The sequence below is a fragment of the Bradyrhizobium sp. WBOS07 genome, assembly GCF_024585165.1.
Lineage (GTDB): Bacteria > Pseudomonadota > Alphaproteobacteria > Rhizobiales > Xanthobacteraceae > Bradyrhizobium > Bradyrhizobium japonicum_B.
Map to the genome: position 1 here is coordinate 986,127 of NZ_CP029008.1, position 15,223 is coordinate 1,001,349.

15 protein-coding genes are annotated in these 15,223 nt (G+C 65.1%); 10 read left to right on the forward strand and 5 right to left on the reverse strand.

Going from position 1 to position 15,223, the window contains the following annotated elements; all coding sequences use genetic code 11:
- The first annotated feature begins 178 nt into the window (after window positions 1-178).
- The 9 genes from DCM79_RS04655 to DCM79_RS04695 all read left to right on the forward strand — a co-directional run bounded on the left by DCM79_RS04655 (window position 179) and on the right by DCM79_RS04695 (window position 8,671).
- On the forward strand, window positions 179-1,474 hold the full coding sequence (locus DCM79_RS04655) for a glutamate-5-semialdehyde dehydrogenase (RefSeq protein ID WP_257178855.1): 1,296 nt from the start codon (window positions 179-181) through the stop codon (window positions 1,472-1,474).
- Between the two features lie 19 nt (window positions 1,475-1,493).
- Window positions 1,494-2,138, forward strand: coding sequence for a nicotinate-nucleotide adenylyltransferase (locus DCM79_RS04660; protein ID WP_257178856.1), 645 nt, complete (start codon window positions 1,494-1,496; stop codon window positions 2,136-2,138).
- A gap of 237 nt (window positions 2,139-2,375) precedes the next feature.
- Complete coding sequence (gene rsfS, locus DCM79_RS04665) at window positions 2,376-2,732, forward strand: ribosome silencing factor (protein WP_028133251.1); 357 nt, start codon at window positions 2,376-2,378, stop codon at window positions 2,730-2,732.
- Between the two features lie 111 nt (window positions 2,733-2,843).
- Window positions 2,844-3,326: a 23S rRNA (pseudouridine(1915)-N(3))-methyltransferase RlmH gene (gene rlmH / locus DCM79_RS04670; RefSeq protein ID WP_257178857.1), complete on the forward strand. Its 483-nt coding sequence runs from the start codon at window positions 2,844-2,846 to the stop codon at window positions 3,324-3,326.
- Between the two features lie 32 nt (window positions 3,327-3,358).
- The gene (locus DCM79_RS04675) at window positions 3,359-4,705 is read left to right on the forward strand and encodes a murein hydrolase activator EnvC (RefSeq protein ID WP_257178858.1); all 1,347 of its coding nucleotides are present in this window, start codon (window positions 3,359-3,361) and stop codon (window positions 4,703-4,705) included.
- Window positions 4,702-6,063: a S41 family peptidase gene (locus DCM79_RS04680; protein WP_257178859.1), complete on the forward strand. Its 1,362-nt coding sequence runs from the start codon at window positions 4,702-4,704 to the stop codon at window positions 6,061-6,063. Before DCM79_RS04675 ends, DCM79_RS04680 begins: the two co-directional genes overlap by 4 nt.
- A 155-nt stretch (window positions 6,064-6,218) precedes the next feature.
- The gene (locus tag DCM79_RS04685; protein ID WP_257178860.1) at window positions 6,219-7,427 is read left to right on the forward strand and encodes a divergent polysaccharide deacetylase family protein; all 1,209 of its coding nucleotides are present in this window, start codon (window positions 6,219-6,221) and stop codon (window positions 7,425-7,427) included.
- A gap of 77 nt (window positions 7,428-7,504) precedes the next feature.
- Complete coding sequence (locus DCM79_RS04690) at window positions 7,505-8,011, forward strand: RNA pyrophosphohydrolase (RefSeq protein WP_257178861.1); 507 nt, start codon at window positions 7,505-7,507, stop codon at window positions 8,009-8,011.
- Window positions 8,012-8,170: 159 nt separating this feature from the next.
- Entirely contained in the window at window positions 8,171-8,671 is a 501-nt protein-coding gene (locus DCM79_RS04695) for an RNA pyrophosphohydrolase (RefSeq protein ID WP_257178862.1), read from the forward strand.
- Window positions 8,672-8,867: 196 nt separating this feature from the next.
- On the opposite strand, the gene DCM79_RS04700 is transcribed toward DCM79_RS04695, so the two are convergent.
- From DCM79_RS04700 to DCM79_RS04720, 5 genes are all read right to left on the reverse strand, one after another.
- Window positions 8,868-9,275, reverse strand: coding sequence for a F0F1 ATP synthase subunit epsilon (locus tag DCM79_RS04700; protein ID WP_257178863.1), 408 nt, complete (start codon window positions 9,273-9,275; stop codon window positions 8,868-8,870).
- An 88-nt stretch (window positions 9,276-9,363) separates the two neighbouring features.
- Window positions 9,364-10,797 (reverse strand): F0F1 ATP synthase subunit beta, encoded by a 1,434-nt coding sequence (gene atpD / locus DCM79_RS04705; RefSeq protein WP_025032831.1) that lies wholly within the window; start codon window positions 10,795-10,797, stop codon window positions 9,364-9,366.
- Between the two features lie 83 nt (window positions 10,798-10,880).
- Complete coding sequence (locus DCM79_RS04710) at window positions 10,881-11,753, reverse strand: F0F1 ATP synthase subunit gamma (protein WP_257178864.1); 873 nt, start codon at window positions 11,751-11,753, stop codon at window positions 10,881-10,883.
- Window positions 11,754-11,899: 146 nt separating this feature from the next.
- Window positions 11,900-13,429 (reverse strand): F0F1 ATP synthase subunit alpha, encoded by a 1,530-nt coding sequence (gene atpA, locus DCM79_RS04715; RefSeq protein ID WP_028133260.1) that lies wholly within the window; start codon window positions 13,427-13,429, stop codon window positions 11,900-11,902.
- A complete protein-coding gene (locus DCM79_RS04720; RefSeq protein WP_257178865.1) occupies window positions 13,429-13,989 on the reverse strand; it encodes a F0F1 ATP synthase subunit delta in 561 nt (186 codons plus the stop codon). The genes atpA and DCM79_RS04720 overlap by 1 nt, the downstream gene beginning before the upstream one ends.
- Window positions 13,990-14,664: 675 nt before the next feature.
- Between DCM79_RS04720 and DCM79_RS04725 the strand changes: the two genes are divergently transcribed.
- On the forward strand, window positions 14,665-15,162 hold the full coding sequence (locus DCM79_RS04725) for a septal ring lytic transglycosylase RlpA family protein (RefSeq protein ID WP_028133262.1): 498 nt from the start codon (window positions 14,665-14,667) through the stop codon (window positions 15,160-15,162).
- Window positions 15,163-15,223: the final 61 nt, after the last annotated feature.

Below are 15,223 nucleotides of genomic sequence, written 5' to 3' on the forward strand. Positions count from 1 at the left end.
TGGTCCGAGGACCAGACCTCAGGTGCGCAATTGCGCACCGGGGAATCTCGAGATTCCGGGCTCGGTGCTCACGCACCGCCCCGGAATGACGTCGGGAGACCAGCCATACCCTGCCCGCCCTTCGCAGAAGCGGGATTTCCGTGCTAGGACACCGCCTTAGCAGAAGGTTGAAACTCCAATGGCCGCCCCCCTCAAAGCCGTCGATGGCAATGCCGATCTCCAGACGCTGATGTCCGATCTCGGGACCCGTGCCCGCGCGGCCGCGCGGGTGCTGGCGCTGGCGCCGCCGGAGCAGAAGAACCGGGCGCTGGAAGCCATGGAGCGGGCGATCCGCAGCCATGCGGCCGCCATTCTCGCCGCCAATGCCGAGGACGTCGCCGAGGCCCGCGCCTCCGGTAACGCCACCTCCGCCTTCATCGATCGCCTGACGCTGACCGAGGGGCGGATCGAGGGCATGGCCGAGGGTATCGCCATCGTCCGCGGCATCGCCGATCCGGTCGGCACCGTCACCGAAAGCTGGCAGCGGCCGAACGGCATGACCATCGAGCGCGTGCGCGTGCCGCTCGGCGTCGTCGGCGTGATCTTCGAGAGCCGGCCGAACGTTGCGGCGGACGCCGGCGTGCTGTGCCTGAAATCCGGCAACGCCGTGATCCTGCGCGGCGGCTCCGACAGTTTCCGTTCGTGCCGCGCCATCCATGAGTGCCTGGTGCAGGGCCTGCGCGAAGCCGGCCTGCCGGAAGCCGCGATCACGCTGGTGCCGACGCGCGACCGCGCCGCGGTCGGCATGATGCTGTCAGGATTGAACGGCGCCATCGACGTGATCGTGCCGCGCGGGGGCAAGAGCCTCGTCGCCCGCGTCGAGCAGGAGGCGCGCGTGCCCGTCTTCGCGCATCTCGAAGGCGTCAACCACGTCTATGTCGATGCCAGCGCCGATCTCGCCATGGCGAAGTCGATCGTGCTCAACGCGAAGATGCGCCGCACCGGCGTCTGCGGAGCGGCCGAGACGCTGCTCGTCGACCGCGCCGCGGCCGGCAAGAACCTCAAGCCGCTGGTCGAGATGCTGCTCGATGCCGGCTGCGAAGTGCGGGGCGACGACGCGGTGCAGAAGACGGACGCGCGCGTCAAACCCGCCAGCGAGGACGATTGGGACACCGAATATCTCGATGCGATCATCGCGGCGAAGGTGGTGGACGGCGTCGACGGCGCGATCGCGCACATCCAGAATCACGGCTCGCACCACACTGATGCGATCGTGAGTGCCGACGAGGCTGCGGCGAACAAATTCCTCAGCGAGGTCGATTCCGCAATCGTGCTGCACAATGCCTCGACGCAGTTTGCCGATGGCGGCGAGTTCGGCTTCGGCGCCGAGATCGGCATCGCCACCGGGCGCTTCCACGCCCGCGGCCCTGTCGGCGCCGAGCAATTGACGAGCTTCAAATATCGCGTCCACGGCACCGGGCAGACGCGGCCGTAAACGTCGCGAGGCGCGGGCATTGAACAGCAATTTCGTCGTGCCGCGCTTCCTGGCGCAAGCGGTCCCGCCCACCACGGCGGGCATGCGCATCGGCCTGCTCGGCGGCTCGTTCAATCCGCCGCATCAGGCGCATCGGGCCATCAGCCAGTTCGCGCTGAAGCGATTGCAACTCGATCGCGTCTGGTGGCTGGTGACCCCCGGCAATCCGCTGAAGGAGAACGGCCCGCTGCGTGAGCTCGGCGCGCGCATGCAGGCTGCGCGCGACGTCGCCGACGATCCCAGGATCGAGGTCAGCTGTCTCGAATCCGTCATTCGCACCCGTTATACTATCGACACGATCAACACCTTGCGCCGCCGCCTCTCGGGCCTGCGCTTTGTCTGGATCATGGGCGCCGACAACCTCGCTCAATTCCATCGTTGGCAGCATTGGCGGCGCATCGCCGACCAGGTGCCGATCGCGGTGGTCGATCGCCCGCCGCAGAGTTTTCGCGCCCTCGCCTCGCCCGCTGCCAGGGCGTTGGCGCGCTACCGCCTGCCCGAGAAGAAGGCCCCGCTGCTTGCGGACCAGCCGGCGCCGGCCTGGGTCTTTTTGACCGGCATGAAGCTGAACCTGTCCTCGACGGGCCTGCGGAACCCGGATGGGAGCTGGAAAGGTACGAAGTGAGTCAGACCGTGGGGGCCGGGTGGGCTTCGGGCCTCTCTGGCATATTGAAACCCTTAACCCCACATGATGTAGTGTAACCGGTGGACGCCGGATTCGGCGTTCGCGATACAGTGAAAGGAATGGTCCCTGACCGCATCTGTATTGTCCAAGTCTACTTCCCCGAAGTCAGCTTCGACGAAGCCTGTTTTACCCAAGGTTGCCAAGCCGGCGCGTAAAACATCGACCAAAGCTGCGGCCTTGGAGGCGCAACCCGACGCCGACAAGACGCTGAGCCTGATCCTCTCCCGCCTCGAGGACATGAAGGCGGAAGAGACGGTCACCATCGACCTTCGTGGCAAATCGGCGTACTCCGACTACATGATCGTCACCACCGGCCGGGCCAACCGGCACGTCGGCGCGATCGCGGAAAACGTCACCAAGAGCCTGAAGGAAAACGGCATCAAGAACATCCATGTCGAGGGCTTGCCCAATTGCGACTGGGTGCTGATCGATTCCGGCGACGTGATCGTGCACGTGTTCAGACCCGAGGTCCGCGAGTTCTACAATCTCGAGCGATTGTACACGCAGGGCCCAGGGGCGGCGAAGGCGATCTAGGCTCCAAGGCGATCTAGGCTCGCTGGCCGATTTCGAATCGGCTGACGCGCATGCTAGCGTCGTGCGCGCGCATCATGCGCGCGGTATTGAAAACGCGACCCTGAAGAGATCATGCGTGTTGCCGTCATTGCGGTGGGCCGGCTGAAGCAGGGGCCCGAACGGGAGCTTGCCGACCGCTATTTCGAGCGGTTCAGCGAAGCCGGCGGCAAGCTCGGATTCCGCGGGCTCAGCGTCTACGAAGTCGCCGAAAGCCGCGCGCGGGACACAGCGACGCGGATGGCCGAGGAGGCCGCGGCGATCTCAGCCCATGTCCCGGAAAAATCCATCCTGGTGGCGCTGGACGAGCGCGGGCAGAATCTCGATTCTACCGTATTCGCACGGCATCTGGCGCGCTGGCGGGACGAAGGCGCCGGACATACTATCTTCATGATCGGAGGGGCGGACGGACTTTCGCCCGAATTGCGCCGTAAGGCCAAGCTCGCGATCGCGTTCGGCTCTGCGACCTGGCCGCACCAAATGGTCCGCGTCATGCTTCTGGAACAGCTTTACCGGGCCGCCACCATTCTGGCCGGCCATCCCTATCACCGCGCGTGATGCGCGCCACAACGAGCATCTTTGCCTAAGCGATGCGAGCGCCTGTCCTCAACCTGCTGCTGATCGCGAGCGTCCTGCAAACAGGCGTTCCGGGCGCAAGCCGCGCGCAGGCTCAGGCGGCGCCGCCGCAGACCGCCGCGGTCTCGCCCGATGCCATCAAGCAGCGCGAGCAGGAGCTGGAAGCCGCCCGCGCCAGGCAGAAGAGCGCGGAAGAGGCACAGGCCAAGCTCAAGGCCGAGATCACCTCGCTGGGGAAGGACCGCACCCAGCTCAATCAGCAGCTGATCGACACCGCGGCCAATGTGCGCACGGTCGAGGCCAAGATCGACGACACCGAAGCGCGGCTGCGAAGCCTGAACGGCCGCGAGCAGGAGATGCGCGCGTCGCTGGATTCGCGCCGCGGCGACATCGTCGAGGTGCTGGCGGCGTTGCAGCGGGCCGGGCGGCGGACGCCGCCGGCTCTGCTGGTGCGGCCCGAAGACGCGCTGCAATCCTTGCGCACGGCGATGCTGCTCGGCGCCGTGGTGCCGGAATTGCGCGGCCGCGCCGAGAAGATCGCAAGCGAGCTCGGCGAGCTCGTGGCCTTGCGCAAGACCATCGCCTCCGAGCGCGACCAGCTCGCCACCGACCGCGACCGGGTCCGCAGCGACCAGACCCGGCTCACCGCCCTGGTCGAGGAGCGGCAGCGCCAGCAGGCGGCGCGCGAAAAGGATCTCGACGCCGAGAACTCGCGCGCGATCATGCTGTCGAAGCAGGTCGGCGATCTCCAGGGCCTGATCACCAAGATGGAGCAGGACCTGCAAAGCGCCGCCAAGGCCGCCGAGAAGGCAGCCGAGGCCGCAAGGCAGGCCGAGGCCAAGGAAGCCAAGCTGGCGGCCGCCAGCGCCAAGTCGGGCCCGGGCGCATTCAAGGACCGGTCCCGGACCACCCCCGCCATCGCGTTCGCCTCGGCCAAGGGTCTGCTGCCGCTTCCGGTTAACGGTAACAAGATCAGGGATTTCGGCGGTTCCGACGGGGTCGGCGGGGTTCAGAAGGGCATTTCGCTGGCAACCAGGCCCGGCTCCCAGGTCACAACGCCGTGTGACGGCTGGGTGGTCTATTCCGGCCCGTTCCGCAGCTATGGACAACTCTTGATCCTCAACGCCGGGGGCGGGTATCATGTCCTGATCGCCGGGATGGAGCGTATTTCGGTCAACATCGGACAGTTCGTGCTCACGGGAGAGCCGGTCGCGACCATGGGGTCGACATCTCAAGTCGCCTCCATTCTCGCGACGAACGCGAGTCAACCTGTGCTGTATGTCGAGTTCCGTAAGGACGGCACTCCAATCGATCCAGGCCCATGGTGGGCCGCAAATGAAGGCGAGAAGGTTCGCGGATGATGCGCAAGACTTCAGTAATCCTCCTCAGCGCCGCCACCGGTGCAGCGCTGACGCTGTTCGTGACCCAGCCGCGCGCGGTCTTCATGGGCTCCAGCGCGCGAGCCGCCACCGCGGACACCTATCGCCAGCTCAACCTGTTCGGCGACGTGTTCGAGCGCGTGCGCTCCGACTATGTCGAGAAGCCCGACGACACCAAGCTGATCGAATCCGCCATCAGCGGCATGCTCACCGGCCTCGATCCGCATTCCAGCTACATGGACGCCAAGAGCTTCCGCGACATGCAGGTGCAGACGCGCGGTGAGTTCGGCGGCCTCGGCATCGAGGTCACGATGGAAGACGGCCTCATCAAGGTGGTCTCGCCGATCGACGACACGCCGGCATCGCGTGCCGGCGTCATGGCCAACGACATCATCACCAATCTCGACGACGAGGCGGTGCAGGGCCTGACCCTGAACCAGGCGGTCGAGAAGATGCGCGGCCCGGTCAACACCAAGATCAAGCTCAAGATCATTCGCAAGGGCCAGGACAATCCGATCGACGTCACTCTGGTGCGCGACAACATCCGCGTCCGCTCGGTGCGTGCGCGCGTGGAGCAGGACGACATCGGCTATATCCGCATCACCACCTTCAACGAGCAGACCACCGAAGGGCTGAAGCGCGAGATCGGCAACCTCTCGAATCAGATCGGCGGCGACAAGCTCAAGGGCTTCATCATCGACCTGCGCAACAATCCGGGCGGCCTGCTCGAGGAAGCGGTCACCGTCTCCGACTCCTTCCTGGAGAAGGGCGAGATCGTCTCGACCCGCGGCCGCAATGCCGAGGAGACCCAGCGCCGCACCGCGCATTCGGGCGACCTCACCAAGGGCAAGCCGGTCATCGTGCTGGTCAATGGCGGTTCGGCCTCTGCGTCGGAGATCGTCGCCGGCGCGCTGCAGGACCACAAGCGCGCCACCATCGTCGGCACGCGCTCGTTCGGCAAGGGCTCGGTGCAGACCATCATCCCGCTCGGAAGCGGCAACGGTGCGCTGCGCCTGACCACGGCGCGCTATTACACGCCGTCGGGCAAGTCGATCCAGGCCAAGGGCATCGTGCCCGATATCGAGGTGCTGCAGGACGTGCCGGACGAGCTGAAGGCGCGCACCGACACCAAGGGCGAGGCTTCCCTGCGCGGCCATCTCAAGAACGACGGCGACGAGAAGACCGGATCGCAATCCTACGTCCCGCCGGACGCCAAGGACGACAAGGCGCTCAAGCTCGCCGGCGACCTGCTCCACGGCATCAAGAACAGCGCCTCGGCCGCGCCCGCGCCGGGCGGCGACACCAAGGCCACGACCGACAAGCCCAAAGCGGCGAACTAGGTCGACGAACCAGCTCGCGTATCACGCGATCCCTGAAGGGCGGCTCCAGGAGCCGCCCTTTTTGCTTGGGAACTCCTGGCATCCCCGGCCTCTCCCGGCCTGCCGCCGCTTGACCTCGGCGTGGTATCGTCATTCGCAGTGATTCGGGATCGCGCATGACTGAAACGGCCGATGATCTGAGCGCTCCGCTCGGACAGGACAAGCCGCGCCGGAAACGCCGGCTGCGGCTGCCGTTCACGGCCACGCAGCTGCTTGCCGTGCTGCTCGGCCTGTTCCTTGTCACCTTTGCCGGCTTCGCCCTCTTCAACAAGGATCCGCTCGGCGGCGAGCCGATGACGCGGATCGCGATCAAGCCGGCGGACAAGGCAGCGGACGAGAAGCCCGCCGCCGCTCAGGACAGCAGGCACGAGACCAAGGAGGCGCCGAAGCAGGCCTCCCCCGGCGAGCAGAAGACCGTCACCATGATCGACGGCTCCACCGGCGCCCGCCACGACGTGGTCATCGGTGGCGGCGATGGCGCCGACAAGGGCGATGCCGCAGCGTCGGCCCCGCCGCCCGTGATGGCCGGGATCAATCCGAAACTGCTGGAGAAATCGCGCTACGGCATGATCCCGGTGGCGGCCGACGGGCTGAAGCCGTTCAACGTCTATGCCGCGGATGCCGATCGCGCCAAGGCCGCCAAGATGCCGGTGGTCGCCATCGTGATCGGCGGGCTCGGCGTCGGCGCCGCCAAGACCACCGACGCCATCATGAAGCTGCCGGGGGCGGTGACGCTGGCCTTCACGCCCTATGGCGCCGATCCCGGCAAGCTCGCCGAGCGGGCCCGTGCGCAGCGCCACGAGATCTTCCTGCAGATCCCGATGGAGCCCTACGATTTTCCCGACAACGACCCGGGACCGCAGACGCTGCTGACCTCGCTCAGCGCCGACCAGAACATGGACCGCCTGTACTGGCATCTGAGCCGGATGCAGGGCTATGCCGGCATCGCCAATTTCATGGGCGCCCGCTTCATCGCGACCGAGCCGGCGATGCAGCCGATCGTCCGCGAGGCGGCCAAGCGCGGCCTCGGCTTCTTCGACGACGGCTCCTCGCCCCGCAGCATCGCAGGCCAGACAGCAGCGAGCCAGGCCATGCCGTTCGGCAGGGGCGACATCGCGATCGACGTGGTGCCGACGGCGACCGAGATCGACCGCGCCCTGAACAAGCTCGAATCGACGGCGCGCGAGCGTGGCATCGCCGTCGGCACGGCCTCCGCTTTGCCCGTCTCGATCGACCGCATCGCCGCGTGGACCAAGACATTGGCCGACCGGGGCATTCTCCTGGTGCCATTGACAACCGCGATGCTGAAATCAAAATCCAGCTAAATCAACGGATTGGTACGGCGCTTGTCCTGACGGGGACCGGTTCAGCCGTACCGGCAGCATGTGAGAGGTCTGGCGGAATGGCGCGTTACGAGGATCTGCCCTACCGGACCTGTGTCGGTGTGATGCTGCTCAACAAGGAAGGACGCGTGTTCATCGGCCGCCGCGCCGGCGGCATCGAGCATGTCGACGACACCCATGTCTGGCAGATGCCGCAAGGCGGCGTCGATCCCGGCGAGGACACCTGGGAGGCCGCCAAGCGCGAGCTGTATGAGGAGACCAGCGTGCGCTCGGTCGAGCGGCTCGGCGAGGTCCCCGACTGGCTCACTTACGACATTCCGCGCACGGTCGCCGGACGCGCCTGGAAAGGCCGCTACCGCGGCCAGCGCCAGAAATGGTACGCGGTGCGCTTCACCGGCAAGGACAGCGAGATCAACGTCGAAAAGCCCGGCGGCGGCGGCCACAAGGCCGAGTTCATCAGCTGGCGCTGGGAGCCGATGAAGAACCTGACCGGACTGATCATTCCGTTCAAGCGTCCGGTCTATGAGCGCGTGGTGCAGGAATTTTCCGCGCTGGCGGAGGGGTGATCCACTGTCGCTCCACCCTCGCTCGTCATCCCCGCGAAGGCGGGGATCCATAACCCCAGGCGAGAGTAGTGGGCTGAATATCACCACGAGCTTCCAACCATCGACTGCCTGTGGTTATGGATTCCGGGCTCGCGCTCCGCGCGCCCCGGAATGACAAAGATGACCAATGAAAAGCCCTACCGCCCCAATGTGGGGATCGCGCTGTTCAATGCCGATGGCCGCGTGCTGATCGGCCACCGTTTCAAGGGCGACGGACCCGAGATCATTTTGCCGGGGCTCGACTGGCAGATGCCGCAAGGCGGCGTCGACGAGGGCGAGAACTTGCGCGACGCGGCGATGCGCGAGCTCTGGGAGGAGACCAGCGTCGTCAGCGCGGACTATCTCGGCGAGACCGACTGGTTGACGTACGAATTCCCGCCCTACGACGGCCCACAGACGCATCGCCTGGCGAAATTCCGCGGCCAGCGCCAAAAGTGGTTCGCGCTGCGCTTCACCGGCAGGGATGACGAGATCGACCCGCTGACGCCGCGCAACGGCCAGCCCGCCGAGTTCGACGCCTGGCGCTGGGAGCGCCTCGACCGCGTCGCCGATATCGTGGTGCCGTTCCGGCGCGAGGTCTACCTGGCGGTAGCCGGCCAGTTCGCGCCCTTCGCAAGCTGAAAACCGCGAAAACAACCCCATGCACAGTAGAATGGGATTGAAATCGTTGGAGGATTTCGGCCGGCCAGTTGCGGCTGCGCGTGTGAGAGATCCTCATCTCTCGGTCAACAAAGTTTCAGCGCCCGCCACGGTCGGTGACGAGCGCTGAACCTGTTCAGGAATTTCAGACTTGAGCCCCGAAGCGGTGCTCCGGGGCTTAGTGCATAGCCGTCGCGTTGAGCTGATGCTGGATGCTCTTGAAGTGGTCGAGCCGCTCGATGGCGTGATCGAGCTCGCCGCCTTCGTGCTCCTTCAGGCTCTCTTCCATCTCCGCGATCGTCTCGGCGAACTGGGCACGATCGAGCTCGGCCAGCGACGTCGCGACGTCGGCGAGCACGGTCAGCCCCTTTTCGGAGACCTCGGCGATACCGCCGAGCACGATGATCTTCTCGTGCTTGCCGCCGGCGGTGATGGTGAGAATGCCGGGGCGGATCGCCGCCACGACCGGCGCATGCCCTGCCAGCACGCCGAAGTCACCCTCGACGCCGGGGATGTCGACCTGGTCGACCTCGCCCGAGAAGGCGAGCTTTTCCGGAGAGACGAGATCGAAGTGGAAGGTGGCCATGGGAAACCTGCGAATAGCGAGTGGCGAATAGCGAGTGGCGGTCGGGAGCAGCGCGTCTATTCGCTACTCCCTATTCGCCATTCGCGCCTTAGGCGGCTTCCGCCGCCAGCTTCTTGCCCTTCTCGACGGCTTCTTCGATGGTGCCGACCATGTAGAAGGCGGCTTCCGGCAGGTGGTCGTACTTGCCTTCCACCAGGCCCTTGAAGCCCTTGATGGTATCGGCGAGGTCGACGAACTTGCCCGGCGAGCCCGTGAAGATTTCGGCGACGTGGAACGGCTGCGACATGAAGCGCTCGACCTTGCGGGCGCGGGCCACGGTCAGCTTGTCCTCTTCCGAAAGCTCGTCCATGCCGAGAATGGCGATGATGTCCTGCAGCGCCTTGTAGCGCTGCAGCACCTGCTGGACCTGACGGGCGACCGCGTAATGCTCCTCGCCGACGACCAGCGGGGAGAGCATGCGCGAGGTCGAGTCGAGCGGGTCCACCGCCGGATAGATGCCCTTTTCGGCGATCGAGCGCGACAGCGTCGTGGTCGCGTCAAGATGCGCGAACGAGGTCGCCGGCGCCGGGTCGGTCAAGTCGTCGGCCGGAACGTAGATGGCCTGCACCGAGGTGATCGAGCCCTTCTGCGTGGTGGTGATGCGCTCCTGCAGCGCGCCCATGTCGGTGGCGAGCGTCGGCTGATAACCCACCGCCGAAGGAATACGACCGAGCAGTGCCGACACTTCCGAGCCGGCCTGGGTGAAGCGGAAGATGTTGTCGACGAAGAACAGCACGTCCTGGCCCTTGTCGCGGAAGTCTTCCGCGATGGTCAGACCCGTGAGCGCGACGCGGGCGCGGGCGCCCGGCGGCTCGTTCATCTGGCCGAACACCAGCGCGCACTTCGACTTCACGCTCGGATCGGGGTTCTTCGGATCGGCGTTGACCTTGGATTCGATGAACTCGTGATAGAGGTCGTTGCCCTCGCGGGTGCGCTCGCCGACGCCGGCGAACACGGAGTAGCCGCCGTGCGCCTTGGCGACGTTATTGATCAGCTCCTGAATCAGCACGGTCTTGCCGACGCCGGCGCCGCCGAACAGGCCGATCTTGCCGCCCTTGGCGTAGGGAGCCAGGAGATCGACGACCTTGATGCCGGTGACGAGAATTTCGGCTTCGGTGGACTGGTCGGTGTAGGTCGGCGCTTCCTGGTGGATGGCGCGCAGTCCTTCGGTCTTGACCGGACCGGCTTCGTCGATCGGCTCGCCGATGACGTTGATGATGCGGCCGAGCGTGCCTTCACCGACGGGAACGCGAATCGGAGCGCCGGTGTCGGTCACTTCCTGGCCGCGGACCAGACCCTCGGTGGTGTCCATCGCGATGGTGCGGACGGTCGACTCGCCGAGATGCTGGGCGACTTCGAGCACCAGGCGGTTGCCGCCGTTCTTGGTCTCGAGCGAATTGAGAATGGCCGGGAGGTGGCCTTCGAACTGCACGTCGACGACGGCGCCGATGACCTGGGTGACGCGACCGACCTGGGCTGCCATTGAATGTCTCCTTCGATCCGAACTTCTAAACCGCGGTCAGCGTGACCGGGATGTTGCGTGTAATGGGTGCTGAAGCGTCCTGGTCAGACGGCCTCGGCGCCCGAGATGATTTCGATCAGTTCCTTGGTGATCTGCGCCTGACGCGTGCGGTTGTAGACCAGCGTCTGCTTGCGGATCATCTCACCGGCGTTGCGCGTCGCGTTGTCCATCGCGCTCATCTGCGCGCCGTAGAACGAGGCGTTGTTCTCGAGCAGCGCGCGGAAGATCTGGACCGCGAGGTTGCGCGGCAAGAGGCGGGTGAGGATCTCGTCCTCTTCCGGCTCGTATTCGTAGGACGTCGTGTTGGCGGCAGCGCCCTCCTCGACCACCAGCGGAATGATCTGCTGGGCGGTCGGGATCTGCGCGATCACCGAGCGGAAGCGCGAATAGAACAGCGTACAGACGTCGAACTCGCCGTTGTCGAAACGCGCCAGCACCTTCCTGGCGATCTCCTCGGCATTGACGAAGCCGAGCTGGCGGACGCTGCGCAGGTCCATGTGCTCGACGATCTGCTTGTCGAACTGGCGGCGCAGCTGCTCGTAACCCTTGCGTCCGACGCAGAAGAACTTCACGTCCTTGCCCTGCGCCATCAGCGCCAGGGCGCGCTCGCGGGCGAGACGCACGATCGAGGAGTTGAAGGCGCCGGACAGGCCGCGCTCGCCGGTGCAGACCAGCAGCAGGTGGACCTGGTCCTTGCCGGTGCCGGCCAGCAGCACCGGTGCGCCGGGCGAGCCCGCCGCGGCGCTGGCGATGTTGGAGATCACCGCGCTCATCTTGTCGGCATAGGGACGCGCCGCTTCCGCGGCGGTCTGCGCGCGGCGCAGCTTGGAGGCGGCGACCATCTGCATGGCCTTGGTGATCTTCTGCGTCGCCTTGGTGGAGGCGATGCGGACGCGCATGTCTTTAAGTGACGCCATTCTTCGTCCCCGACGGTTCGATCGCTCGGATCAAGCCGCTAGCCTATCTCTGTCGTCATGCCCGGGCTCGTCCCGGGCATCCACGTCTTCGTCTCCACGCAGCGCGTGGATGGCCGGACGGAAGCCCGGCCATGACGGCGCTTCAATTAAGCGAAGCTCTTCGCAAAGCCCTCGACCACCGACTTCAGCTTCGCAGCAACGTCGTCGGAGAGGTCGCGGCTGTCGCGGATCGCGTTGAGGATATCGACGTGCTTGCCACGCAGCAGCGAGAGCAGGCCGTCCTCGAAGGCGCGCACCTTGTTGAGCGGCAGCGGATCGAGATAGCCGTTGGTGCCGGCCCAGATCACGCAGACCTGCTCTTCCATCTTCAGCGGCGAGAACTGCGGCTGCTTCAACAGCTCGGTCAGGCGCGAGCCGCGGTTGAGCAGGCGCTGGGTCGAGGCGTCCAGGTCGGAGCCGAACTGCGCGAAGGCCGCCATTTCGCGGTACTGCGCGAGCTCGCCCTTGATCTTGCCGGCGACCTTCTTGGTGGCCTTGGTCTGCGCCGAGGAGCCGACGCGCGACACCGACAGACCGACGTTCACCGCGGGACGGATGCCCTGGAAGAACAGGTCGGTTTCCAGGAAGATCTGGCCATCGGTGATCGAGATGACGTTGGTCGGGATGTAGGCCGACACGTCGTTGGCCTGGGTTTCGATGACCGGCAGCGCCGTCAGCGAGCCCGAGCCCTGGTCCTTGTTCAGCTTCGCCGCGCGCTCGAGCAGGCGGGAGTGCAGATAGAACACGTCGCCGGGATAAGCTTCGCGGCCCGGCGGGCGACGCAGCAACAGCGACATCTGGCGATAGGCGACGGCCTGCTTCGAAAGGTCGTCATAGATGATGACGGCGTGCATGCCGTTGTCGCGGAAGTACTCGCCCATGGTGCAGCCGGTGAACGGCGCGATGTACTGCATCGGCGCCGGATCCGAGGCGGTGGCGGCGACGACGATCGAGTATTCGAGCGCGCCCTGCTCTTCCAGCACCTTGACGAACTGGGCAACCGTGGAGCGCTTCTGGCCGACCGCGACGTAGACGCAGTACAGCTTGATGTTCTCGTCGGGCTGCGCGTTGAGCGGCTTCTGGTTCAGGATGGTGTCGAGCGCGATCGCGGTCTTGCCGGTCTGACGGTCGCCGATGATCAACTCGCGCTGGCCGCGGCCGATCGGGATCAGGGCGTCGATCGCCTTGAGGCCGGTCGCCATCGGCTCGCTCACCGACTTGCGCGGAATGATGCCGGGCGCCTTGACGTCGACGCGCATGCGCTTGTCGGCCTGGATCGGGCCCTTGCCGTCGATCGGGTTGCCGAGCGCGTCGACGACGCGGCCGAGCAGGCCCTTGCCGACCGGCGCGTCCACGATGGCGCGGGTGCGCTTGACGGTCTGGCCTTCCTTGATCTCGCGGTCGGCACCGAAAATGACGACGCCGACGTTGTCGGTTTCGAGGTTCAGCGCCATGCCGCGGGTGCCGTTCTCGAACTCGACCATTTCACCGGCCTGGACGTTGTCCAGACCGTAGACGCGAGCGATACCGTCGCCGACGGACAGCACCTGTCCGACTTCGGAGACTTCAGCTTCCTGGCCGAAATTCTTGATCTGGTCCTTGAGGATCGCGGAAATTTCCGCGGCGCGGATGTCCATCAGCCTGCCTCTTTCATCGCGTGCTTGATCGAATTGAGTTTGGTGCGAAGCGAACCATCGACCATGCGGCTGCCCAGCTTGACGACGAGGCCACCGATGATCGCGGGATCGACTTTCACGTTCAGCGCGACGTCCTTGCCGGTCACCGATTTCAGGGCAACCTTGAGGGCGTCGAGATTCTTGTCAGAGAGCGCTTCCGCCACCGTGACGTCGGCCGTCGTCTCACCCTTGAACTTGGCGACGAGGGCGCGATAGGCGCGAATGACGTCCGCCACCGCGAACAGGCGGCGGTTGGCGGTCAGCACTTTGAGGAAATTGGCGGAGATGCCGGCGATGCCGGCCTTGGCCAGCACGGCCGACAGGGCCTTGGACTGGGCGTCGGCGGCGAACACCGGGCTGCGGACGAGACGCTTCAGATCGGCGCTCTCGTTCAGCAGGGCCTCGAATTTCTCGAGATCGGCTTTGACCTCATCGACCACTTTCTGATCGCGGGCCAGGTCGAACAAGGCCGTTGCATAACGGCCGGACACACCGGAAACGGAGGTATCTTCTGCAGCCACAGACGCGCTCTTTTTGCTGTCAAACTCGCAAGGGAAAAACCGTCGCCACGAAGCGGCGCCTAGCGATCCAAGCCCTTGGAATTCAAGCGGGACTTCGATTTTCGACCAGCACGGGACGTGCCGGGCTCGTTAAAATCGCGGCTTTGCTAACATAGCAGGCGCGCAGGTGCAACATGACGCCAAAGTAAAGGCACGAGGTTCTGTCGCCAGTTCGTCGCACGCTGCGACATCTTTTGTCCGGTTCGGCGATCGGAGCAGGACTCGATCAAGGACTTGGATGGCGATCTTCCCGGTCGCGGAATTGGCAGGGTTGGCCGCTCCGCCCGGATTGGTTCCTGCCCCCAGTGCATAGCGGCCATGAACACGGATTGCTGAGCCGTGAATCCCGCACCGACAGCTTCACTCGCCGAATACTTACCCAATTCTAAACGCCGGAAGGGATGACTTCGCTTTACAGTATTCGTGAGTAATCCATAGGTTAATAAATCGTTAAGTGCGAAGATTAGCGAATATGAGATGAATATCTTGTTCGAGTAACAAGATGTTTCATGACGACACAGAACGGATTTACTGCCCAATTCACGCCGCATTGGGAATCGAAACGCCAGACCGCTCACAAATTGATGGGGGCTCCACTTGCCACATATGTGGCAATACTAGCTTAGGGACCAATAAATGCTGTCTTTGAAGACGCTGGGCTTTGTGACCCGGCCGCGTACGGCGATCGCTTTCGTTGCCGCAACTCTCCTGATCGGTGGAACTGCCACCGAAGCTTCCGCCAAATCCCGCCACCACAAGCATCATCACCGCCATCACGCCCAGGCCGATACCAATGCGAGCTCCGATTGGCGCAACGCCAATGCGTCGATGAATCCGACCTCGGGCAGCGGCCGCAGCTTCTCCGGCATGGCCTCCTTTTACGGCAACGAGTCCGGCAGCAAGACTGCCTCGGGCCAGCGCTTCAACCAGAACGCCATGACCGCGGCGCACCGCTCGCTGCCGTTCGGCACCAAGCTGCGCGTCACCCATGGCAGCCAGAGCGTCGTCGTCACCATCAATGATCGCGGCCCGTTCATCCGCGGCCGGGTTCTCGACCTCTCCACGGGTGCCGCCCGCGCCATCGGCCTCACCAGTCGCGGCGTCGGCCGCGTCACCGCGGAAGTCGTCTCCTAAGGCGCCAGCCGCGCCTCACGTCAACGCGCGCAGTTTCCATCAATTTGATGCGCGCCTGAAA